The 23,273-nt window shown below is 63.8% G+C and carries 14 protein-coding genes; 6 read left to right on the top strand and 8 right to left on the bottom strand.

Going from position 1 to position 23,273, the window contains the following annotated elements:
• Positions 1–41: 41 nt before the first annotated feature.
• The 4 genes from ACERHN_RS02875 to ACERHN_RS02860 all read right to left on the bottom strand — a co-directional run bounded on the left by ACERHN_RS02875 (position 42) and on the right by ACERHN_RS02860 (position 6,051).
• The gene (locus ACERHN_RS02875; RefSeq protein WP_415921141.1) at positions 42–998 is read right to left on the bottom strand and encodes an ABC transporter permease; all 957 of its coding nucleotides are present in this window, start codon (positions 996–998) and stop codon (positions 42–44) included.
• A gap of 115 nt (positions 999–1,113) precedes the next feature.
• Entirely contained in the window at positions 1,114–2,709 is a 1,596-nt protein-coding gene (locus tag ACERHN_RS02870) for an ABC transporter substrate-binding protein (protein ID WP_415921140.1), read from the bottom strand.
• Between the two features lie 123 nt (positions 2,710–2,832).
• Complete coding sequence (locus tag ACERHN_RS02865; protein ID WP_415921139.1) at positions 2,833–4,815, bottom strand: CocE/NonD family hydrolase; 1,983 nt, start codon at positions 4,813–4,815, stop codon at positions 2,833–2,835.
• Between the two features lie 102 nt (positions 4,816–4,917).
• Positions 4,918–6,051 (bottom strand): DUF4147 domain-containing protein, encoded by a 1,134-nt coding sequence (locus tag ACERHN_RS02860; RefSeq protein ID WP_415921138.1) that lies wholly within the window; start codon positions 6,049–6,051, stop codon positions 4,918–4,920.
• Positions 6,052–6,244: 193 nt separating this feature from the next.
• Between ACERHN_RS02860 and ACERHN_RS02855 the strand changes: the two genes are divergently transcribed.
• The 4 genes from ACERHN_RS02855 (at position 6,245) to ACERHN_RS02840 (ending at position 14,395) form a co-directional block, all read left to right on the top strand.
• A complete protein-coding gene (locus ACERHN_RS02855; protein WP_415921137.1) occupies positions 6,245–9,406 on the top strand; it encodes an Ig-like domain-containing protein in 3,162 nt (1,053 codons plus the stop codon).
• A 137-nt stretch (positions 9,407–9,543) separates the two neighbouring features.
• Positions 9,544–10,893, top strand: a complete 1,350-nt coding sequence (locus tag ACERHN_RS02850; protein WP_415921136.1) for a TolC family protein — start codon at positions 9,544–9,546, stop codon at positions 10,891–10,893.
• Positions 10,894–10,928: 35 nt separating this feature from the next.
• Entirely contained in the window at positions 10,929–13,223 is a 2,295-nt protein-coding gene (locus tag ACERHN_RS02845; RefSeq protein WP_415922793.1) for an ATP-binding cassette domain-containing protein, read from the top strand.
• Positions 13,220–14,395, top strand: coding sequence for an HlyD family type I secretion periplasmic adaptor subunit (locus tag ACERHN_RS02840; RefSeq protein WP_415921135.1), 1,176 nt, complete (start codon positions 13,220–13,222; stop codon positions 14,393–14,395). The genes ACERHN_RS02845 and ACERHN_RS02840 overlap by 4 nt, the downstream gene beginning before the upstream one ends.
• Positions 14,396–14,468: 73 nt before the next feature.
• Here ACERHN_RS02840 and ACERHN_RS02835 read toward each other — a convergent pair whose 3' ends face one another.
• The 4 genes from ACERHN_RS02835 to ACERHN_RS02820 form a co-directional block, all read right to left on the bottom strand.
• Positions 14,469–16,127, bottom strand: a complete 1,659-nt coding sequence (locus ACERHN_RS02835; protein WP_415921134.1) for an FAD-binding dehydrogenase — start codon at positions 16,125–16,127, stop codon at positions 14,469–14,471.
• Between the two features lie 11 nt (positions 16,128–16,138).
• A complete protein-coding gene (locus ACERHN_RS02830; RefSeq protein ID WP_415921132.1) occupies positions 16,139–16,996 on the bottom strand; it encodes a bile acid:sodium symporter family protein in 858 nt (285 codons plus the stop codon).
• Between the two features lie 65 nt (positions 16,997–17,061).
• Positions 17,062–18,834 (bottom strand): SLC13 family permease, encoded by a 1,773-nt coding sequence (locus ACERHN_RS02825; RefSeq protein ID WP_415921130.1) that lies wholly within the window; start codon positions 18,832–18,834, stop codon positions 17,062–17,064.
• 148 nt (positions 18,835–18,982) lie between these two features.
• The gene (locus ACERHN_RS02820; RefSeq protein ID WP_415921129.1) at positions 18,983–19,927 is read right to left on the bottom strand and encodes a glutathione S-transferase family protein; all 945 of its coding nucleotides are present in this window, start codon (positions 19,925–19,927) and stop codon (positions 18,983–18,985) included.
• Between the two features lie 158 nt (positions 19,928–20,085).
• Between ACERHN_RS02820 and ACERHN_RS02815 the strand changes: the two genes are divergently transcribed.
• Together ACERHN_RS02815 and ACERHN_RS02810 are read left to right on the top strand one after the other, a co-directional pair.
• A complete protein-coding gene (locus tag ACERHN_RS02815) occupies positions 20,086–20,829 on the top strand; it encodes a YebC/PmpR family DNA-binding transcriptional regulator (protein ID WP_415921128.1) in 744 nt (247 codons plus the stop codon).
• 72 nt (positions 20,830–20,901) lie between these two features.
• Positions 20,902–23,205 carry a hypothetical protein gene (locus ACERHN_RS02810; RefSeq protein WP_415921127.1) on the top strand — a complete coding sequence of 768 codons (2,304 nt, stop codon included), beginning with the start codon at positions 20,902–20,904 and terminating at the stop codon, positions 23,203–23,205.
• The last annotated feature ends 68 nt before the right edge of the window (positions 23,206–23,273 follow it).

Below are 23,273 nucleotides of genomic sequence, written 5' to 3'. Positions count from 1 at the left end.
ATACGCTTGGTCGCACGGCGTGAATTTTCTCGGTGAAAAATTCACTTTGGATGCCTCAGTCTCGGGTTGGCTAGGATCGAAACGACGTCCGCTACGATGTTCAGGATGATGTAGACGGCGGCAAAGATCACACCGCAGGCCAGCACAACCGGCACGTCGCGTTTGACCACCGCATCCACGAGGTATTGGCCCATGCCCGGGTAGGCAAAGACGACCTCGACCACCACGACGCCGACCACGAGATAGGCGAGGTTGATCATCACCACGTTCACGATGGGCGCGATGGCGTTCGGAAAAGCGTGGCGGTAGATGACCTTGAACGTGGTCAGGCCCTTCAACTCGGCGGTTTCGATATAGGCTGATTGCATCACGTTCAGGATCGCGGCCCGCGTCATACGCATCATGTGCGCCAGCACCACGAGCGTCAGCACCGCAACGGGCAATGAGATGGCGTGGAGCTGTTCCAGCAGCGGCATGCCGGGGCTGATCGAGGCAAAGGACGGGGCCCAGAAAAGCTGTACCGCGAAGAAGAACACCAGGATGTAGGCGATCATGAATTCCGGCAGCGAGATCGAGGCCAGCGTCACACCCGAAATCAGCTTGTCCGGCCAACGGTTCTGGAACCGGACTGCAATCAGGCCCAGCAGGATGGCCAGCGGCACCGAGATGACAGCCGCCCAGAAGGCGAGAAACAGGGTGGCGGACATGCGGCGCGCCACCTGATCGGCAATGGGCAGCTTGTTCGTCAGGGCCGTGCCCAGATCGCCGGTGATGATCCCACCCAGCCATTCGAAATACCGGGTGAGGGCGGGACGGTTCAGGCCCATTTCCTCGCGCAGGTTGGCGAGGCTTTCGGGGGTTGCGGACTGGCCGAGGATGGCCTGGGCGGCGTCGCCGGGCAACACTTCGGTCAGTCCGAAGAGCAGCGCGGAGGCGGCCAGGAGCAGCAGGAGGCCAAGGGCCAGGCGCTCAAGTGTCAGTTTCAGAATGGGATGCATGAATACGCTCGTGCCCTTGCCCGGGGTGCAGGGCCGCTGGGTCGTTTATGATCTGTTGGTGCCAAAACGAAAAACCGCGCCTCGGGGGTCCGGGGCGCGGCTTGGAAAAGGCTTATCACGCTTTCCAGGTTTTCTTGAAGGCGTACCAGTTCATTTGCGGGCCGTTCGGATCGCTTTCCCAGCCCTGCACATTGGTCGACACCGCATCGACGAAGTCGTTGAACATGGGCACCATCAGGCCGCCTTCTTCGTTCAGCATGCGGCCCATCTTGGAGTAGATGTCCTTGCGCTTGGCCTCATCCAGTTCGGCGCGTGCTTCGAGCAGCATGGCGTCGAATTCGGGTCGTTTCCAGCGCGTGTCGTTCCAGTCTGCGGTGGACAGGTAGGCCGTGGTGTACATCTGGTCCTGCACCGGACGTCCACCCCAGTAGGAGCAGCAGAAGGGCTGCACGTTCCACACTTCGGACCAGTAGCCATCATTGGGCTCGCGCTTGATCTCCAGCGGGATACCGGCGGCCTGACAGGACTGCTGGAAGAGGGCAGCGGCATCGACCGCGCCGGGGAAGGCCCCATCGGCGGTGCGCAGGATGATGGGCGAGCCATCGTGACCTGATTTCTTGTAGTGCTCAGCCGCTTTCTCGAGGTTGAACTCACGCTGCGGGATTGAGTCGTCAAAGAGCGGGTAGGCCGCGTTGATCGGCATGTCGTTCCCGATGGAGCCGTAGCCCTGCAGGATCTTTTCGACCATCTCCTCGCGGTTGAGCGCGTATTTCAGCGCCAGACGCAAGTCGTTGTTGTCGAAGGGAGCCGTGTCGATATGCGCGATGAACACGTAGTGACCGCGCCCGGCGGTCGACAGCACGTCGATGGTGGGCGCGCGATCGAGCAGTTTGGCGATCTTGGGCTCGACCCGGTTGATCGTGTCGACCTGACCCGATTGCAGGGCCGCGGTCCGGGCCGTTGCATCGTTCAGGACAATGACTTCGACCTGGTCATAGTGGGCCGTCTGGGTCTGGTCGCCGCCCCAGTAGTTGGGGTTGCGCTTGGCCACCATGCGCACGCCGGGCTCATCGCTTTCCAGGATGTAGGCGCCGGTGCCGATCGCGGCGGTGGGATCATCGAACCCGCCGCCGGGCTGGATCATCAGGTGATAGTCGGCCATCAGGTACGGCAGGTCGGCATTGCCCACGCCCAGGGTCACTTCGAACACGTCACCATCGGTGCGCATGCTCTCGATGCCCTGTACGATGCCGAGCGCGCCGGATTTGGATTCCTCGTTCGAGTGACGCTCCATGGTTTTCATGACGTCGTCGGCGGTCACGGCCTGACCATTGGAAAATGCGATGCCCTGGCGGATCTTGAAGCGCCAAGTCTTGGCGTCAGAGGAGCCTTCCCAGCTTTCTGCGACGAGGCCGGTCAGGGAGCCGTCGGCCTCGACCTCGACCAAGCCTTCGCCCCAGAGCTGGCCACCCGCGATGGGCACGTCTGACGCCCATGTGGCGGGGTCCTGGCTGTTGGTGCTTTCGCCGCCCTGCACGCCCATTTTGAACGTGCCCCCGGCGACGGGTGTTGCGGCCTTGGCCGCGTCGGCAAGCATGCTGGTTGCCACGGCTGCGGTCACACCCAAAGCGGCGGCCTTGGTCATGAAATCACGGCGCGTCATGGCGCCTGCCGCAACGCGTGCGGACAGGTGTTCGAGTTCTTTCGACATAGATTTCTCCCGGTTGATATCTGGCCGCGTCTTTGTTGCGTGACCTTTGTTCCCGCGTCCAAGGGTAAGGATTTGAACACTGCCCGCAAGGGTTAATGCCGGAATATGACAGGAAGGTGTGGATCAGAGCATGTGGCGCGGAATGCGGTCGGTCACGTCACGTTCGTAGACGCGCGTGCCGTTTTCAAAGGCTTCGATTCGGGCGCTGAGGTGGAAATGCGTGGCATCTGACCACATCTCGCAGCGCGCCTCGGTGCGCAGGGCAATGCCGTCGCGCTCCAGCTCGTCCGTCCAGTGGCACGTGCCGCGGGCGCTGAGCGGGTCGTCCGGGTGAATGTCCCAGCGTTCGCGGGCGACGGACCCGTTGATCAGGCCGTGGTCAAGGTCGCGCACCTTGCCAAAATCATCTTCGATGATCAGCGACGTGATGCCCGTGACCATGTCGGTTTCCTGACGGCGGGTGTGGTGTTCTGGGCGCAGCTCCTCGGTTTGCCAGGGCGGCGCGGCCTGCGGGGGCGGGAACTGCACCGGCGTCGGGTTGGCGGCATGGGGGATGTCGACCGAGCCTTCTGTGAGTGTCAGCTGGCCGGCCTCGGGCGCGGGCCACAGCAGGGGCCAGTAGGCATTGGAAATGGCGATCCGCACGCGGTGCCCGGCAGGCACGGTGTAGGCCACATGATCAAGCGCCATCGCCAGGTCGAACCCGGCGCCGGGTTCGAGCGCTGTGGCGCTGTTGTTGCTTGCGGCGCGGTTGAGGCTTTGCACACCATAGGTGATGCGCGTGCTGGCCCCGTCGGGATGCACGTGGCAGAGCCGAACGGCGATATGTGCCACAGGTGTGGAGGATGACAGATGCAGCCGCAGGCGCACATCACCGCTGATCTCCATGTCCTGATCAAGTGGGCCGCTGTCCCAGGTGGCACTGAGCGCATCATCGGCACGCTGGTCCCCGGGCAGCTCCGGGCCAAGCCAGATGGCGCAATACTCGCCCGCGTCCGCGCCGCAATGGGCCGGGCTCTGGACAAGCGTGTGCAGCGTTTGCGACGCAGGCACGGGGGCCGGTGAGAGAGCGCCGCCCTGGGTCAGGTGCAGCGTCGTGGCAGGGCCGTCTGCCATATGGTCGAGGCCCCGCCACGTGCCGGGACGCTCTGCGTACCACGTGGCCGGGCGCACGCCGTCCATCTGATAGACCCGCAGGGGCGGGTCGTTTTCCACGCCGGTGTCGATCCCCTTGAGCCAGCGATCCCACCAGCGCAACGCTTCCTGCAAGAAGCCGATGCGCGGTTCGGGCACTGCGAAATGCGGATATTTGTGGACCCAAGGACCGATGATCCCCTTGGCGCCGGGCAAATTTTGCAAAATTTGCGGCACCGCGTTCTTGTACCCGTCGCCCCAGCCGCCCACGGCCAGGACCTTGGCCTTGATCCTGTCATAGCTTTCGCAGACGGACCCGTGTGTCCAGTAGGCGTCCCGCGTCTGATGGCGCAGCCACGTGCCGGGCAGAAAGGGTTCGTTTTCAAGCCGCTCCAGCCACATCTCGCGCCAGTCGGGCCGCAGGGCCGGGTCAGGGGCGCGGGAGGAATAGCTCCACATCGTGGCGCCCCAGCCGAGGTTTTCGTTCAGCAGGCAGCCGCCCTTGTAGTGGATGTCGTCGGCAAACCGGTCCACGGTCGAGCACAAGGTGATCACCGCCTTGAGCGGGGCGGGTGTCATTGCGGCGACCTGCAGGCCGTTGAAGCCACCCCAGCTGATCCCCATCATGCCGACCGCGCCAGTACACCAGCCCTGTGCCGCAGCCCAGGCAATCACCTCGACCGCGTCATCCAGTTCCTGCTGCGTGTATTCGTCGGCCATCAGCCCGTGGCTGTCGCCATTGCCGCGCATGTCCACGCGAAGGCAGGCGTATCCGCGCTCAGCGAAATAGGGATGGGTCAGCGCGTCCCGCGCGCAGGTGCCGTCGCGTTTGCGGTAGGGTAGGTATTCGAGGATCAGGGGGACCGGGTTTTGGTCTGCATCCACAGGCTTCCAGAGCCGCGCCGAGAGGCGGGTGCCGTCGGACAGGATGATGCCGATGTCTGGATGGTCTTCGATGTCGCGTTTGCTCATGATGCGCACCGTTTCGGGCGCGGGTCATGCTGTCAAGCGTCGGAGGGGGCCAGCCCCCGCCCGTTCCGGGCCCCCCGGGATTTTCGGGAACAGAGACGGGCGCTACGTCGCGCGCTTTTCCGCGATCAGCAGGTCCATGACATTTGTGCCGGTTGGGCCGGTCTTGACCAACGCGCCTTTGGCCTCAAGCCATGGGTAGGCGTCTGCAGCCTGGAGTGCCGCGTCGCCGGTGGTGTCCCAGGTGGTGCCGTTGACATGTGCGCCTGCGGCGTCCGTGGGTCCATCCGTGCCGTCCGTGCCCGCAACAAGGATGCGGATCCCGTCCGTGCCTGCGATTTCGCGGGCCAGCGCGAGACCCAGGGCCATGTTGCGCCCGCCGCGGCCCGGGGTGTCGGGCAGCGTCACCACCGGTTCACCCCCGAACACGTAGAGGCCGGGCGGGCCGTTTCGCAGCTGCGCCCCGATCCGGGGGGCGAGCGTTGCAACACTGTCGTAAAGCGTTTCGGTGTTTTCAATCACCGGGAGGGGGCTGGCCGAGGCGGTCGCGGCGCGGGCGATTGCATTGCTGGCCACGATTTGGGGCGCAAAGTCGAACGGCGCATCCGGCGGTGCATCCCCGATGCCGGAGCCAATCACGTCCAGCCCGTCCCCTTCGACATCCGACAGCGCCAGCGTCGTGACCCGTGCGCCTGCGAACGGGGCCAGCAATTTGCCGCCCTTGACCAGCGACCGGCTGCGTCGGTGTGCGTTCATTTCGGCGATGGTCGCGCCCGAGGCCAGTCGCGCCTGCGTCTCATCTTGCAGCGTCTGCAGGCTGACACCTTCGGGCAGCGCTTCGCACAATGAGGATGCACCGCCCGAGACGAGCATCAGAAGATGCGTGCCGGGCGCACATGCTGCCACCGCGGCGCGCGCGGCATCGCCTGCGGCAAGCGAAGCGTCGTCAGGCACGGGATGCGCGGCCTCGATCACCTGGGCCCCTTGTGGTGCACCAGCGCCGTGCGCGTATTTTGTAATGATCAGCGTGGGCACGCCCGGCCACATTTCGCAGGCGGGAACGGCCATGGAAACCGCCGCCTTGCCCACCGCAATGATCCGGTCGGGGGCGGTCAGGGGCGTGTTTTTCAGCGCGGTGCGCACCGATGTGTCACCGCGGACCGCATCCACGCCCGCCTGCCAAAGCGCCAGAAGATCAACCTGCATTGCGTTGTAACTGCGCGCGGCGCAGCCCTCCATGAGTCTGATTCGCCACACTATCTACCCGGATTCGCAGGAAATTGTTGCCCCTTGCAAAAAAGACTCTAGCCCTTGATTCGTGATTCGCGTATCACTGTACGCATAAGAATAGTCAGCACGGCGCAAAAGCCGGCGGCGCGTAAATGAAAAGGGGCGGTTGGGTAAGCCGCTCAGAGGCAAGAGTGGTGGTGTCATGAAGGCGATTGATTTCGTCGTCCGCGATAATGCGGGCGCATTGCAACGTGGTGTGGTTCCTGCGGAGGGCAACACGTCAATTGCTCTGACAAGCGGGCAAGAAGTTTCCTTTAACCTTCGGCAGACAGACATGCTGGGTCAGCAGCGGGTTGGCGACAACCTGATCGTGACCCTTGTCGATGGCCGCACGATCACGCTGGAAAACTATTTCAATGACGCGGGAGAGGCGAACCGGCTGTTCGTGTCCGCTGACGGGTTCCTCAATGAGGTCGCCTTTGTCGAGACCACGGATGGCGAGTTGTTTGCGCAGTTCGGGCCGACGGAGCAGTGGGGCAAGTGGAGCCCATCGGATGACCTGATCTATCTCGGACGGACCGAAATCGCCCATGCCGCAACCGGCGCGGACGAAGAGGTGTCGATGCTTGGCGCGGCGCTCCTTGGGGGCGGCAGCCTCTTTGGTCTGGGCGCGGCAGGTGCGGCTGCGGTGGGTGCGGCGGTTGTGCTTGATGACGATGATGATGGCAACGGGGGCGGCGGTGGTCCGGCAACGCCAACGGTCAACGATTCCGACACATCGACCGACATTGGCGGTGATGACACATCCACACATACATTTACCGTGTCCGGCACGGGCGAGCCCGGCGATACGGTGTCCGTGACAGCGGGCAGTTCGGTGCTCGAGACGACGATTGGGGACGACGGCACGTGGTCCGTCACCTTTGTCGGTGACGATTTCCCGAATGACGGCTCCTTTGACACGTCGGCGGTGTTCACGCATGTCTCGACCGGTGAGACAACGACGCTGGATGGTCCGGCCTTTGTCATCGACACGACCGGCCCGGACGTTGCGATCACCACGGGTACGCAGAGTGTCGGGCACGTGGTCAATGGCGAAGAAATCGCCGGTGGCGTCACGCTCGAAGGGACGGGTGAGGCGGGTGCAACGCTTGAAATCACCATTGGTGATGTGACGCGCACTGTGACCGTCGGTGAAAACGGAACATGGTCGGCCACTTGGCAGGCGGGCACGCTGGCCGAGGGTGAGTACGAATCCGGTGTGACCATTGTCGCCACTGACAGCTTTGGCAACTCGACCACCGTGACCGATACGCTCGAGGTAGATACGGTCGCGAATGTCTCCATCGAGACATCGACCGTCGAGGGTGACGGCACGATCAATGCGGACGAAGCTAGCGATGGCGTTGTCCTCACCGGCACGGCACAGGCGGGGTCGACCGTTGTTGTCACCTTTGCCGGAACCACCGCCAATGCGGTGGTGGATGCCAACGGCAACTGGACCGCGACATTCGGGGCCAGCGCTATCGCCTCGGGCGAATATGATGCGACCGTCACGGCTGTGGCGACCGACGCCAACGGCAACAGCTCGACCGCAACCGGTACAGTGCAGGTCGACACGCTGGTCAACAGCCTCGGCTTTACATCGACATCGGGCGGCACGGACGGCGTGATCAACGCCGCCGAACACACCAACGGCCTTGTGGTCACAGGTGTGGTCGAACCGGGATCGAGCGTTGTGGTGGCGCTTGGCGGCGCAAGCGTGAACGCGGTTGTGGCGGCTGACGGCACCTGGACGGCAAGCTTTGCGTCGAACCAGATCCCGACCGGCACCTACAGCGCACAGATGACAGCCACCGCAACGGATGCGGCGGGCAACACGTCCTCCACGACCCAGGCGGTCAATGTGGACACTGAGGCCAGCGTGCTGACCATCGCGGGACCCATCGAAGGCGATGACATCATCAACGAAGCCGAAGCCAGCGATGGCGTGCTTTTGTCCGGTAACGCCGATCCCGGCGCGCTGGTCAGCGTGACGATGCAGGGCGTGACCCATCAGGCGGTCGCCAATCAGTCGGGCGTCTGGCAGGCCTTCTTTGCCGCAAACGAGATCACACCCGGCACCTATGAGGCGCAGATCACCGCCACCACCACGGATGCCGCGGGCAACACGGCCACGGCGTCTGATACGGTGCAGGTCGACACGCGGGTGGACAACCTGTCGGTTGCCGCCGATGTGGTCGAGGGTGACAACATCATCAACGGTGCGGAACAGGCCGACGGCGTTGTGCTTACCGGCACAACCGAACCCGGATCGTCCGTCATGGTCACCCTGGGCAGCCAGACGGTGCAGGCGATTGTAGACGCCAATGGCAACTGGAGCGCGCCGTTCACGGCCGGTCAGGTGCCCACGGGCGAATATGTCACCACGGTCAGCGTGACGGCGACCGACCTTGCGGGCAACGTCGCAACCGTGTCGGACACCGTGCAGGTGGACACGTTGGTCAACCGGCTCGACATTCAGGATCAGGTGACCTCAGACGACGTGATCAGCGGCGAGGAGGCGCGCGACGGCATCTCGCTTGGCGGGCAGGTCGAGGCGGGTTCCACCGTCATGGTCGATTTCAACGGCACCGTTCTGGCGGCTGTGGTCGATGCGGCGGGCAACTGGTCGCTGGACATCCCGCCATCGGCCATTCCGGGCGGCACGTACACTGCCGAAGTGGTGGTCATGGCAACGGATGCGGTGGGCAACACCGAAACCATCAGCGACATGCTGCAAATCGACACCGAAGCGCCGGATGGCCCGGTCATCGCCAGCTTTACCCGCGACGGTGACGGCCTGCGCGGCATCTCGACAGAGCAGAGCGATGGCGATCTGGCCGTTGCGGCGGTCAGCGAAACGGGCGCCGTGACGGACGTGACCGCAGTGCAGGCTGACAACATCTTTGGCGAAACCGAGTTCCGCTTTAACCAGACGGTGCCCGATGGCTCCGATCTGGTGGTGACGTCCACGGACGCGGCAGGCAACACATCCGGCACCTATGTGGCCTTCGATGATGAGACAGCCGGTTCCACGGTCTCGCTGGGCAGCCCGGCACTGGGCAATTACCAGATCGAACAGGTGGACCTGCAATTCGCGGAAGAGGCGAGCCTGACCATCACTGAGGCACAGCTTGTGGCGCTGTCCGACAGCTCCGACACGCTGGTCGTGCACGGGGGCAGCGACGACAACGTCACCATCGCAGGGGCGCAGCGGACGGGGACCACCTCGATCGACGGCGACACCTACGATGTCTACAGCCTCGGCGCGGGTACGGTGATCCTTGATGACGACATCAACGTGAACACGGCCATCGGTTAAGCAACCGAAACAAAAGAGAATTTTCACTGGGCAAGACCAACAAAAACAACATCGAGCTTTCCAGCAAGACAAGAGGCGCGGACCGGGTTCCGTAACCGCGCCCACCTCCAAAAACGATAACCCGAAACGGGGACGCTATGGGGCAAGGTAGTATCAAGGTCGCGGCACTGTGCGCCGCACTGACCCTGCAGGCAGGGTGCGACGAGGCACTGACAGACAATCCGGTGGTGGCCAAGCTGGGCGCGGGCATCGGCACGCGTGTGGCGCCCGAGACGGGCGGCGTGCAGGTGGCCGCACTGGCGCAGACACCGACCAAACATGACGAAACGCTGAACGCGGAAAGCGTGGTGTTGCAGAACTTGCTGGCGCGCCGGTCGGTACTGCCCTCGGGCAGCGCCTATGACCGCGTGAGCACCGCAGTGTTGGCCGCCAATGCGCGCGCTGCGGAAACGGAATTGCGGGCGGCCCGGTTGCGCGCGGCGGCGGCGTCCAAGAACTGGCTGCCCACCGTGGGGCCCAGCATCTCGCTCAACTCGCTCGGCGATCTGATCAGTCAGATCGTGGTGGACGCGGTGCTCTTCGACAATGGCCGTAAGAAGGGCGAACGCGCCTTTGCCAAGGCCGATGTAGAGGTCGCCGCCGTTGCCCTGGCCGAAGACACAAATGACCGCGTGTCCACTGCTCTGGGTCTTTATCTGGACGCAGCACAGGCGCGCGAGGCGGCAGCACTGCACCGCGCGACACTCAAGGATATGCAGCATTTTGAATGGGTTATGTCCGAACGCGTCCGGGGTGGCGTGTCCGACATGTCCGACCTCAACGTGATCCGCGCCAAGCTGTCGGAAATCCGTGCGGCGACCGCTGCCGCCGAAGAGGCGCAGACAACGGCCATTGCCGAACTGAACGCCATGGCGATCTCTCCGCTGGATGATGTGCGTGGCATCGACACGCTGCGGGTCGAGGGAACCGAGGCACAGCCGCTCACCGTCACCCGCGCCGAAGCCGAAAAGCACCGCAGCATCGCGCAGGCCCGCATTGAACGCGCCAGCCAGTTGCCGGGGATCGGCGCACAGGCGACCATCGGCGAAAATGGCGGGGCGGGGATCACGGTTGGTGGTCCGGGTCTTGGCCTTGGCACGCCCGCACGGTTGCGCGCCATCGAGGCCGCGCAGGAGGCCGCAGGCCGTCAGGTCGCGCAGGCAAATGAGGATGCAAACCGCACCCTGCGCCGCCTCGAAGGCGATGTGGCCGCAACCGCCCGTCAAGCAGGCGAGGCGCGGCACCTGACCCAAGGGGCCAAGGCGAACCTCGACCTCTTTCAGGAGCAATACAAAGGCGGGCAGCGTCAGGTGATGGATGTGATTGGCGTCTATGAGACGTTTGCCGCCCGGCAAGAGGCCGAGCTGGCCCTGAAATACGATGCGCTGCGCTTGCAGATCGAACTGGCCCGGGTACAGGGTGTTCTGGCCGACGGAGATCAGATTTGACGTCCTCCGACCCATCGGGCCGCCGCCCGCTGTCCATGACCGTGTCCAACGGCAAGCGCACGCGGTTGACGGCCGAATTGAAACAGACCCCCGCCGCGTCCAAGCCCGTCAAGGCGCAAGCGCCGCGCAAACCGCTGACTGCCGGGCTGATCAAGCGGCCCAAGACGCCGGAGGCCGACAACACCAACGTCGTGCGCGACGATCTGGATCGCCGGATCGATCTGGCGGGGATTTATGCAGGCCTGCTGGGCGTGCAGACCGCGCGCCATGATCTGAGCGACGATTTGCGGGGCCGCTTGCCGTCGGACGCAACCGACGCACAAGAGGCTGATGCGTTTGCGGGTTGTCTTAAGGCTGCGGGCCTCGTGGCGCACGCCCGGACCGTGGCGGCGCCGGATGCGTCGCTGTGGCCCGCACTGGCGTTTATGAAAAGCGGACAAATGGTGCTGGTGCTGGGGCAAACGCGCGGTGCGGTCACGCTTTATGATCACACATGTCCCGACAACCGCGCTGACATCCCGATGGATGCCTTCGCCCCTCATTTCGCCCGTCGCATCATCAAGGCCGAAGCGCCGCTGACGCAGATTGCCGCCACCCACAAGACCGAGACAAAGGCCCCGCATTGGTTCTGGGGCGAGTTTCTGTCGTTCAAGGGTGCGCTTGGTGAAATCGCGCTTGGGTCGTTTGTGGCCAACCTTCTGGCGGTGGCCGTCGCGCTGTTTTCCTTGCAGGTCTATGACCGCGTGATCCCGCATCAAAGCCACGCGACCCTGTGGGTGCTGGCCATAGGCGCAGGCCTCGCGCTGACGCTCGAGGCGATGCTCAAGATCGCGCGTGCCCGCCTGATGGACGGGGCCGGGCGACAGATCGAGTTGCGCGTGCTGCGCCTGCTGATGGACCGGATCATGGGGATGCGGTCCGACAACCGGTCGCAACCGCCCTCCATGACATTCTCGGCCATGCGCGAGTTCGGGTCGGTGCGCGAGTTCTTTACCGCCTCGACCATCGGCACCATTGCCGACATCCCGTTCATCTTTGTGTTCCTGCTGCTGGTGGCGTCCATCGCGGGGCCGGTGGTGTGGGTTCTGATGCTGGGTGGCATCCTGATGCTGATCCCCGGGTTCCTGATGCAGAAACGCATGTTGCGCCTGACGCAGGAGACCCAAGGCGCGTCCGCCAAATCCGCGCGCCTGCTGCACGAGACGATATTCGAGGCCGACACGGTCAAGACGCTGCGCGCCGAGGACCGTGTGGCGCGGCTCTGGGCGGAACTGACCACGCTCAGTGCGCTGAAGTCTTCGGAACAACGACGGTTGGCGTCGGTGCTCACCTTCTGGTCGCAGGGCATGCAGCAGCTGACCTATGTGGCGGCGGTCATCGCGGGCACGTATCTGGTGTTTGCAGGCCAGTTCACCGTGGGCTCCATCATCGCGGTGGGCATCCTGACGTCGCGGACACTTGCACCGCTTACGCAGTTGGCCAGCACCATGGCCCGCTGGGGCAACGTCAAGGCGGCACTGGATGGTCTGGAACAGGTGGCCGGTGCCGCACAGGACGCCGACCCCTCCCGCACCTACCTAAGGCGCGAGGCGCTGGAGGGGCATTTCGAGCTGCGCGAGGTGGCGTTCCAGTATGACGAGGACGGCGCGCCGACCCTCGACATTCCGGGCGTGCAGATCATGCCGGGCCAACGTGTGGCCGTTCTGGGCCCCAACGGGGCGGGCAAGTCTTCGCTGCTGAAACTGCTGTCGGGGCTTTATGCGCCGACGAAGGGGCGCATCCTGATCGACGGCACCGAGATGGGCCAGATCGAGCCGCGCGACCTGCGCCGCCTGATCGGCTATCTGGGACAGGACGTGCGCCTGTTCACCGGCACGCTGCGCGACAACCTGAACCTGACCATGCTGGAGCGCGACGATGCGCGGTTGATGGAAGCGCTGGATTTTGCGGGGCTTGGACCGTTTGTGCGCAACCACCACAAGGGGCTGGATCTGGAGATTTCCGATGGCGGGCAGGGTCTGTCGATCGGGCAGCGGCAGTCCATCGGCTGGGCGCGGCTATGGTTGCAGGATCCAAAGATTTGCCTGCTGGATGAACCGACCGCGGCATTGGATCAACGGCTGGAGGCGACGATCGTCAGCCGTCTGGAAACATGGCTCAAGGGGCGCACGGCGATCATCGCCACGCACCGCGTGCCGATCCTGTCGCTGACCTCGCGCACGCTGATCCTGCAAAATGGCCGCATGAGCGTGGACGGCCCGCGCGACGAAGTGCTGGCCCATATCGCAGGGCAGGGTGCACCAGTACAGGTCCGGGGGAAAATCGCATGAGCATCGCATCGCTGGACGGACAGATGGAGGATCAGATGCGCGGGCCCTCGCGCCTGATCTGGATCGTGGCGGCAGCGGTTCTGGTGTTTGTGATCTGGGCAGCACTGGCGTGGGTCGATGAGATCGTGCGCGGTCAGGGTGAGATGATCTCGTCCTCGCGCCCGCAGATCATCCAGAACCTCGAAGGCGGCATTCTGGCCGAATTGGCGGTGGCAGAAGGTGATGTGATCGAACGCGGTGATGTGCTGGCGCGTCTGCAATCGACGCAGTTCCAATCCCAGTCAGATGATCTGGAGGATCAGATCACGGCCCTCACCGTGCGCCAGTTGCGGCTGGAGGCGGAGCTGGCCGGGCAGTTTGATTTTGACGTACCGCTGGAACTGGAGGCGCGGATGCCGGGGGTTGTCGCGTCCGAACGGTCGCTGCTCATGGCGCGTCAGACCGACTTCGTGAGCCGCCGCGAGGGGGCCGAGCGCGTGCTGGATCAGGCGGAACAGGAAAAGGAGCTGCTGGAGCGGCTGCTGGATCGGCAGATCGTGGCGCTAATCGAGGTGACGCGGGCGCGCAAAGCATGGGCCGATGCGCGGATCAAGCTGGATGAGATTATCACGCAGACAGAGCTGGAGCGCGCGCAGACCTATTCCGACACGCTCAAGGAGCTGAACACCTTGCGGCAGAATTTCAAGGCGGCGCAGGACCAGCTGAACCGCACAATCCTGACCTCGCCCGTGCGCGGTGTGGTGAACAATCTGGCCGTGACGACCATCGGCGGTGTGGTGCGCCCCGGTGAAGAGATTTTGCAGATCATCCCGCTGGATGAGGAATTGTTCGTAGAAGCGCAGATCCCGCCCAAGGATATCGCGGGCGTGCGCGAAGGGCAGGAAGCGACAGTGAAGCTGTCGGCCTATGACTACACCATCTTCGGCGCGCTCAAGGGGGAGGTGAAACTGATCTCTGCGGACACGTTCAAGGATGAGCGCAAAGAGGGCGGCGATCCGCATTACAAGGTGACGGTGGCGGTGGACCGCACGGCCCTGACCGAGCGGCAGCGGGGGATCGCGATGCGCCCCGGCATGCAGGCGGAGGTGGAGCTGCACACAGGATCAAAGACAGTGCTGCAGTATTTGCTGAAGCCACTTTACAAATCACGCGAGGCTTTTCGCGAACCCTGAGGCGCAACGCCCCTTCGGGGCGCACATTTTTTGCAAAAAATGTCCGCCCCGCATCGAAACACGCGCGACCGGTTCAGGCGATGGTGTTGCTGCGACCGGCATTGCGCCCCGAAAAGATGCAGCCACCAAGGAACGTGCCCTCGAGCGCGTTGTAGCCGTGGTAGCCGCCGCCGCCAAAGCCTGCCACTTCACCAGCGGCGAAGAGGCCCGGCACAACCGCGTCATCCGCCCCGATCATCTGGCTATCCAGATTGGTTTGCAGCCCGCCCAGCGTCTTGCGCGTCAGGATATGCAATTTGACAGCGATCAGCGGGCCGTTGGCGGGATCAAGGAATTTATGCGGTTTGGCCGTCCGGATCAGGCGGTCGCCACGGTAGTTGCGCGCCGCATGGATCGCCATCATCTGCGCATCTTTGGAAAACGGGTTGTCGACCTGCGCATCACGCGCCTCGATCTGGGTGCGTAATCGCGCCTCATCGATCAGGTTACCGCCCGCCACCTGGTTCATGCCGCGCACGAGGGTGGCAAGATCGTTTGCCACCACGAAATCCTCGCCCCGTTCCTTGAATGCCTCCACGGGGTCGGTGGCGCGCTTGCCTGCAAGGATGCGCTGCTTGATCACCTCGGACCATTTCTTGGACGTGAAATCGGGGTTCTGTTCGGAACCTGACAGGGCAAATTCCTTTTTGATCACCTTCTGGGTCAGCACGAACCAGCTGTAGTCATAGCCCGTCTTCAGGATCTCGCGCAGGGTGCCCATGCTGTCGAACCCGGGCAGGGCAGGCGGCGCGAAGCGGTTGCCTTCTGCGTCGAACCACATCGACGACGGGCCCGGCAGGATACGGATGCCATGTGCGGGCCAGATCGGGTCCCAGTTCTTGACCCCTTCGGTATAGTGCCACATGCGGTCACCATTGATCACATGCCCGCCCGCGTCCTCTGAAATGCTGATCATGCGGCCATCCACATGCGCGGGCACGCCTGCCACCATGGTCTTGGGCGCAGGGCCAAGCCGGTCCGCGGGCCAGACCTTGCGCACCATCTCGAAATTGCCGCCGATGCCGCCGGAGGTGACAATCACGGACGGCGCACGCAGGGCAAAGTCGCCCACCGCATCGCGATTTGTTTTCTGCCCGCGCGCAGCGCCGTCATCCGCGAGGATGGTGCCAGAGACGCCAACAGCCGCACCGGTTTCCATGTCGATCCGGTCCACCTGATGGCGGAAATGGAACGTGATCCGCCCCGCGCGCTCATGCTCTTCGCAGCGCCGCACGAACTGTTCGATGATGCCGGGGCCGGTGCCCCATGTGATATGAAAACGTGGCACGGAATTGCCGTGCCCGTTTGCAAACCCGCCGCCCCGTTCGGCCCAGCCCACCACCGGGAACCAGCGGTGGCCCATGCCATGCAGCCACGGGCGCATCTCGCCGGCTGCAAAGTCCAGATATGCCTCGGCCCATTTGCGGGGCCAGTGGTCCTCGTCCCGGTCGAACTGCGCGCTGCCCATCCAGTCATTGAGCGCGAGCGCGCGGCTGTCGCGGATGCCCATACGGCGCTGTTCGGGCGTGTCGATCATGCACAGCCCACCCAGGGACCAAAACGCCTGACCGCCCAGAAAACTGCGCGGCTCCTGATCGACGATGATCACCCGCTTGCCCCGGTCCCCCAATTCGGCCGCAGCCACAAGGCCCGACAGGCCGGAGCCCACGATGATGGCGTCTGCACTGTCCATGATGCGCTCCTTCAGCGGCGGCGAAACCACAGCACAAACGGTGCTGCGACGAGATACATTGTGATGCCGTACACGCCCGACGGAAGCGCCATGGCGCTGAACCCTTCGCTTTGGCCCGATATGATCGCAGCCAGGGCGATGCCCAATGTGGCGTTCTGGATGCCCGTCTCGATCGATACGGTCTTGGCCTGGTCCCAGGCGAGCCGGGCCGCGCGTGCGAGGCCAAGGCCGATCAGCAGCAGGGCCACGTTGAGCGTGATCAGCGCAGGGCCCAGGGTCGGCAGATTGGTGGTGAACACGTCCCAGTTCCCGGCAAGGGCCGCCAGCACGATCACGATGAACAGAACGGTCGCGAGCGCAGACAGCACCGGTTCGATCCGCGTTGCGATCCCCGGCGCAAAATGGCGCAACGCAACGCCGATGGCGACGGGCAGGGTGGTGATCAGGAACACCGCGACGGTCAATGCTGCGACCGAGACTTCCGGTGCGGCATCGCCCATGAAGTGGACGACAGACCACGCGGCGAGCGTAGGCAGGGTCAGGAGCGTGAGCAGACTGATCACAGCCGTCAGCGACACCGACAACGCGACATCGCCGCGCGACAGCTTGGCCACCATGTTCGACGTGACACCGCCGGGACAGAAGCTGAGCAGCATGAGGCCCACGGCGAGTTCGGGTGGCAGGCCAAAGGCCGTTGCCACAACGAAGGCGGCCAGCGGCAGAAGAACCACCTGCGACGCGGCCCCGATGGCAAAGGCGCGCGGTGCGCGCAAAACGCGGGCAAAATCCGCAACCGTCAGGCCGACGCCGAGGCTGAGCATGATGATCGCCAGCGACAGTGGCAGCACCACGTTGATCAGAATATCCATGAACGGCCCCCCTTTGCCGACACGTTACGCGCGCAAATGCGCGCGGCGCAACGGTGACGCTTGGTTCAGAGCGGCCAGAAGATCAGGATTGCCGGGATCGATACGGCGACAACGATCACCTCAAGCGGCAGGCCGATGCGCCAGTAATCACCAAAGTTGTACCCGCCGGGCCCAAGGATCAGCGTGTTGTTCTTGTGCCCGATGGGGGTGAGAAAGGCCGAGGACGCCGCGACGGCCACAGCCATCAGGAACGGGTCGGGCGACACGCCAAGGCTTTGCGCCATCTGGATCCCCACAGGGGCCGCGACGATGGTGGTCGCGGTGTTGTTGAGCACGTCCGACAGGCTCATGGTGACGATCATCAGCACGGTCAGCACCGCCCATGCCGGCATGCCGGAGGTCAGCGCCACAAGCCAACCCGCGATCAATTCTGTGCCGCCTGATGTCTCAAGCGCGGCGCCCAGCGGGATCATCGAGCCGAGCAGCACAACCACAGGCCATTCGATATGGGTGTAGAGTTCGGACAAGGGCACAATCTTGGACAGCACGAAAGCCACGACGACAAGGCCAAGTGCCACCGGCAAATAGATCAACCCGAGGCTGGCCGCGACCACAGCTCCGGCAAAAAGACCGATGGCGAGCCACACCTTGTCATCCGCCGTCACAGCAAGCCCGCGTTCGGCAAGCGGCAGGCTGCCCAGCCAGGCGGTCACATCCGTGCCCGTGTCGCGCGGCACCAAGAGCAGCAGGATGTCGCCCGCGCGCACAGGCGTCTTGCGGATCTGTTTGGTGATCCGCTTGCCCCCGCGCGAGATGCCCATGAGCACGGTCGATTGTCGCCAGCTGAGGCCCACGGCCTGGGCCGTGCGCCCAATCAGGCGGGATTGGTCGGTCACGACAACTTCGATGATCTCGACCCCGTCACCCGCGGCGCGCAGCGCCTCTTCACGCTTGGCATCGGCCACGGCGAGGCCGAGTGCGCTGCGGAATTCATCCAGCGCATCCGGCGTCGCCTCAAGCACCAGCGCATCGCCTTCGCGCAGGACCGCATTGCGCGCGCGTCCATAGCGGCGCTGGCCATCGCGGATCAGACCGATGATGGCCACGTCAGCCTTTTCCGCCTCTTCCTCCAGCTCACCCACACGTTTTCCGGCGTGTTTGGAGCCTTCGGGCACGGTGAGTTCGGCAATGTATTCGGAGAGCGCATCGTCGGGGGCGGCATCGCCGTTGCGTGCAGGGATGAACCGCCAACCGATCAGCGCCACAAAGGCAAGGCCTGCGATGGCCGCGGCACCGCCCACGGGCGCAAAGTCGAACATCCGGAACGGCTCGCCCAGCGATTCCTCCCGGATGGCGGCAATGATGATGTTGGGCGGGGTTCCGATCAGGGTGACCATGCCCCCGAGGATGGTGGCAAAGCTCAGCGGCATCAGGCTGAGGCCGGGGCTGCGCCCGGCTTTGCGCGCCGTCTGGATGTCGACGGGCATCAAGAGGGCGAGGGCCGCCACGTTGTTCATAAAGGCGCTCAGCACGCCGCCCACAGCGCCCATGAGCGTGATATGCGCCCCAAGGCTGCGGGAGGCGTCGATAAGCGTGCGGGTGATCAGGAACACAGCACCCGAGCGCACGAGGCCCGCAGAGACCACCAGCACCAGCGCCACCACCAGCGTGGCGGGGTGGCCGAAGCCCGAAAACGCGTCTTTTGTCGGCACCACGCCCAGCACCACCCCCGCCATCAGCGCGGAGAAGGCGACGATATCATAGCGAAACCGCCCCCAGAGCAGGAGGCCGAAGACAGCGCCGAACAGGGCGAAGAGGATGATCTGGTCCTGGGTCATGGGCGCACAATGTTGTGGCGTGCCATCAAGAACAAGGGGAGATGTGGGGCATGTGGCGGGTTTCGGAGGGAGCGCTGCCCCCGCGCGTGCCGCGCCCCCCGTGGTATTTTCAGCCAGAAGAAGGGGCTTCCGCCCGGTGAGCCTGCTTTCAGGGCAGGCGCAGCGTGCGTGTTGTGCGCGCGGACCAGTCCACTTTGGGGCCTGCGGGGACAATGCCCAGCGGGTTGCGCAGCTCTGACCGGGAAAAGTAGCCCGCCTTGTAGATGTCGGGTTTGACCGTGTCGGCCACGCCCGGGAGGGCATGGAAGGCGCGGGCATAGTCCCAGAGGTGTTCATGGTCGCTGAGCCTGGCGAGGTTGCATTTGAATGCGTAGTGGTAGGCCACGTCGAACCGCGCAAGCGTCGGGAAAAGGCGCAGGTCCGCTTCGGTCACGGTGTCACCGGTGAGCGTGGCTTGGGTGGCGAGGTGCGCGTCGATCTCGTCCAATGCGGCAAAAAGGTCGGTGACGGCGGCGTCGTATGCGTCTTGCGTGCGGGCAAACCCGGCGCGGTAGACGCCGTTGTTGATCCGGCTGTGGATCATCGTGTTCCAGCGGTCGATGTCATCCTCGAGCGGTGCGGGCACAAGCTTGCGGTCGGGGTCAAAGACGGTGGTCATCATCCGGGTGATGTCGGCACTTTCGTTGGAGACGATCTGTTCCGTGTGTGTATCCCACAGAACGGGCACCGTGATGCGCCCGGTATAGGGCGGGTCCTGACGTGCATAGACCTCGTGCACGGCCCGCGCGCCCATCAGCGGATCGGCATGTGGCCCGGTGGCCGCAAAGACCCATCCCTGGTCCGTGCGGGCCGGCAGCGCCACGCTGATCGCGATGTCCGTCAGGTTCAGAAGCGCACGGGCCAGCAAGGTTCGATGCGCCCACGGGCAATTCCACGCAACGATCAGGTGGTAGCGGGATGGCTCCGGTGTGAACGGACCCGTTGCCGTGACCCAGTTACGCAGACTGCTGCGGGTGCGCTCATAGGCGCCCTTGGACGTGGTGCCCGGGCCGGGGTCTTCGGTCTGATACATGCCGTTGATCATCACGCCCATGGGTCTCTCCCTGTGTCGGTGCTCTGGATCATAACGCGGCGGGACGGCGTGGCGAGGCGCACCCGGTCTGCGCTGATGCACAGGGTGGTCTTGCCCCTGTGGCCGCGCTTGCCGTATAGCAGCGCGGACGCGATTTGGACCACGGGAGAGAGGCAGCCATGGCAGGCCATTCAAAATGGGCAAACATCCAGCACCGCAAGGGGCGCCAGGACAAGATCCGGGCCAAGCTCTTTTCCAAGCTGTCCAAGGAGATCACGATTGCCGCCAAGATGGGCGATCCCGATCCCGACAAGAACCCGCGCCTGCGCCTCGCCGTGAAGGAGGCCAAGGGCCAGTCCATGCCCAAGGACAACATCGAGCGGGCGATCAAGAAGAGCCAGGCCGGTGAGGGCGAGGAATACGAAGAGATCCGCTATGAGGGCTATGGCCCCAACGGCGTGGCGGTGATTGTCGAAGCGATGACGGATAATCGCAACCGGACGGCGTCGACCGTACGCTCGACCTTTACCAAGAATGGCGGAAACCTCGGGGAGACGGGGTCGGTCGGGTTCATGTTCGAGCGCAAGGGCGAGGTGACGTACCCGGCCGAGGTCGGCGATGCGGACACGGTGATGATGGCCGCGATCGAGGCCGGTGCCGAGGACGTGGAAAGCACCGAGGACGGGCATGTGATCTGGTGCGCGGACACGGATCTGAACGATGTGTCGAACGCGCTGGAGGCGGAGCTGGGCGAGAGCGACAGCACCAAGCTGGTGTGGCGTCCGACCACCACGACCGAGATGGACCTGGAGGCGATGGAGAAGCTGATGAAGCTGATCGATGCGCTTGAGGATGACGACGACGTGCAGCGCGTGACGACCAATTTCGAGGCGTCCGACGAGGTGATGGAACAGCTCGGCTGAGTTCCCGTTTTTGGTGTGCAAACGATGTGATGTGTGGTTTGCTGCCCTGTGGTACGGTACGGGGCGGAAAACATGGGCGGATGGCTTGCATTTTGGGGTGCAGATAGCCTTGGCGCGATTGACTGGGCGACATTTGATTGGAGCTGGCTGAACACGGTTGGCGGCGCGATTGCTTCGGTCATTGGAATTGCGGCTTTTGTTTACGCTGTGTTTCGCACCGTGGTGTACGGGGTCCGCGCTGTCGTCCGTTTGCTGGCACCAAGCCAGGGCGGGCCGGTTCTGGTGGACCACCGCCCCGCTGAAATTGGCAACAAACGCAAGATTTTTGGACGCGACAAGGATGTCGCCGCCCTGCGTGATCTGTTGCAGTCGGGCGACATGGGGGCGGTCATACCGGTGCCCACGGGTGGCGGCGGCGTCGGCAAGACGTCTCTCTGTCGCTATTACGCCCGCGTGCATGCCGACGACTATGACGTCATCCGCATTCTACGGGCCGGGACCGAGGACGAGTTGGTCATCGATCTTGCGTCGCTGGCTAAGGAGTTCAATCCGGCGCTGACCGAGGCAGAGGGCGTACGGCCCTTGGCCCGCCACGCGCTTTCGCTCATCGCGGAGAAGACAGCGGATCAGACGTGGCTTCTGGTCTATGACAATGTGGAACGTCCGCAGCTGATGCAGGATTGGGGCGCGCGCGGACGCAACCTGCATGTGCTGGTGACAAGCCGCTGGCCGGATTGGACGGCTGATGGGTTTGTCGCGAAACCGCTTGAGGTGCTGGAGGTCGAGGATGCGATTGATCTCCTGCGCAACGAATCCGGCCGCGACGATGATGGGTTTGCGGCGCTGGCGGAGCATCTGGGGCGGTTGCCCCTGTCGCTGGTGCAGGCGGGCGAATGGCTGGCGGCGACGCCGTCAAAGTCGCCTGCCGATTATGTGCGGCGGGTGGATTACCTGAGCCAGCGGATCGCCGTGCCGGGTCTCGATACCGATCTGGGCCGGACAACGGCGGGGGTGGTGCAGGAGACGCTAGGACGGCTAAGCGCGGATGCGTTGGCGCTGGCGCGGATATTTGCGTGGTATGCGCCGGACCAGTTGCGCGCGGAATTGGTGTCGGAGATACCGGAAATGCCATGGTTGGCGCGGAAGATCAGCAAAAACAGGCATACTCCGAAGGCGATATACCAGATGGCACGGTCGCCGGAGCAGTTGGAGGACGCAATGCAGGAATTGCGACAGGTCGCACTGCTGGAGGGCGACGGGGCCGATGACACCCCGTTTCGGATGCACCGTGATTTCCAGCGGGTGATACGAGCGGACAGCAATGCGGACAAAAGCAAGGGATTGGTCGCGGCGCGTGGAGCGACGGCGGTGCTGGCGGTGCAGTTTCCGTCAAAGGCCAGTCATGTCGTCAGTTGGCCCAAATGTCGTGCATTGCTGCCACATGTGCAGGCGCTTTGGAGATGGGCGGAACCGCTTTGGACCGATCACTGGGACACGCCAGATTGGGCCGCGATGGATTTTCTTTTGAATCAGGCCGGGATTTACCTGTCCAGTCAGTCAGATGTGGCGGGTGCTATTGATCTGAAGCGGGGGTCTTTGAAATTGACGACAGCGCGCTTGGGGGAAGCCGACAGGGATGTCCCCTTGGCAATGGGCAATTTGGCGATAAATTTGGCAAACACCGGGCGCAGCGAAGATTTGGCAGAAGCACAGAGATTGATCAACGAAGCAGTTGCCTTGGATGAGGTGCATCGAGAAGGTGGGGCGCGCTCTGATTTGGCCGGCACGTATATGCAACAGGCAAGCATCGCAATCAGACGGATGGAGGCCGAGGGTGCCGTTGCGAATGGGGCGGAGGACGAGGCGGAGCAGGCGTTGGAGCATGCGCGTGCGATCCGGGAAGAGCTGTTTGGGGCGCAAAGTGCCGAGATGTCGCACTATTGGAATACACTTGGGTATTTTCGGAAGAAGCAGGACAAGCAAAGTGAAGCATTGGCGGCGTACCGCAACGGGTTTGAAACGCTAAAGACCATCGAGCGTGCGGATGCCGGGCAACTCGCAACCCGTGCCATGAATTTTGGGTCGACGGCGTTGGAGCTTGGCGCATATGAGATGGCCTTGGCACCCTTGCAGGAGGCTTATGATTTGCAGAAAAAAGCGTTTGCCCACGACCCCGGCAACCCGAGGTTTCTGACCACGTGCGGCTGGCTGATTGACTGCCATTTCGTGCGGGATCGGGCCGGGGTGGCTGGTGCGCGGGAAGAGGCTGCGGCATTGTGTGAGAAACATGGGCTTGACGCTGCAATGATTGAGGCCAATGCGGCGCGACGCCCCCTCAGCCCTCCGGAGGAAGAGGGTGGCGGGGAATTGCCGTGACTGCGCGTATGGCGGGAATATTCTTGGCCGATTGTCACATCCGTGTTGTCTTTGACCCCTACCTCTGC

This window comes from Tateyamaria rhodophyticola (assembly GCF_047777875.1).
In the GTDB taxonomy this organism is placed as follows: Bacteria; Pseudomonadota; Alphaproteobacteria; order Rhodobacterales; family Rhodobacteraceae; genus Tateyamaria.
Note: the sequence above shows the minus strand (reverse complement) of the source record. Positions and strands in the feature narration are given on the sequence as shown.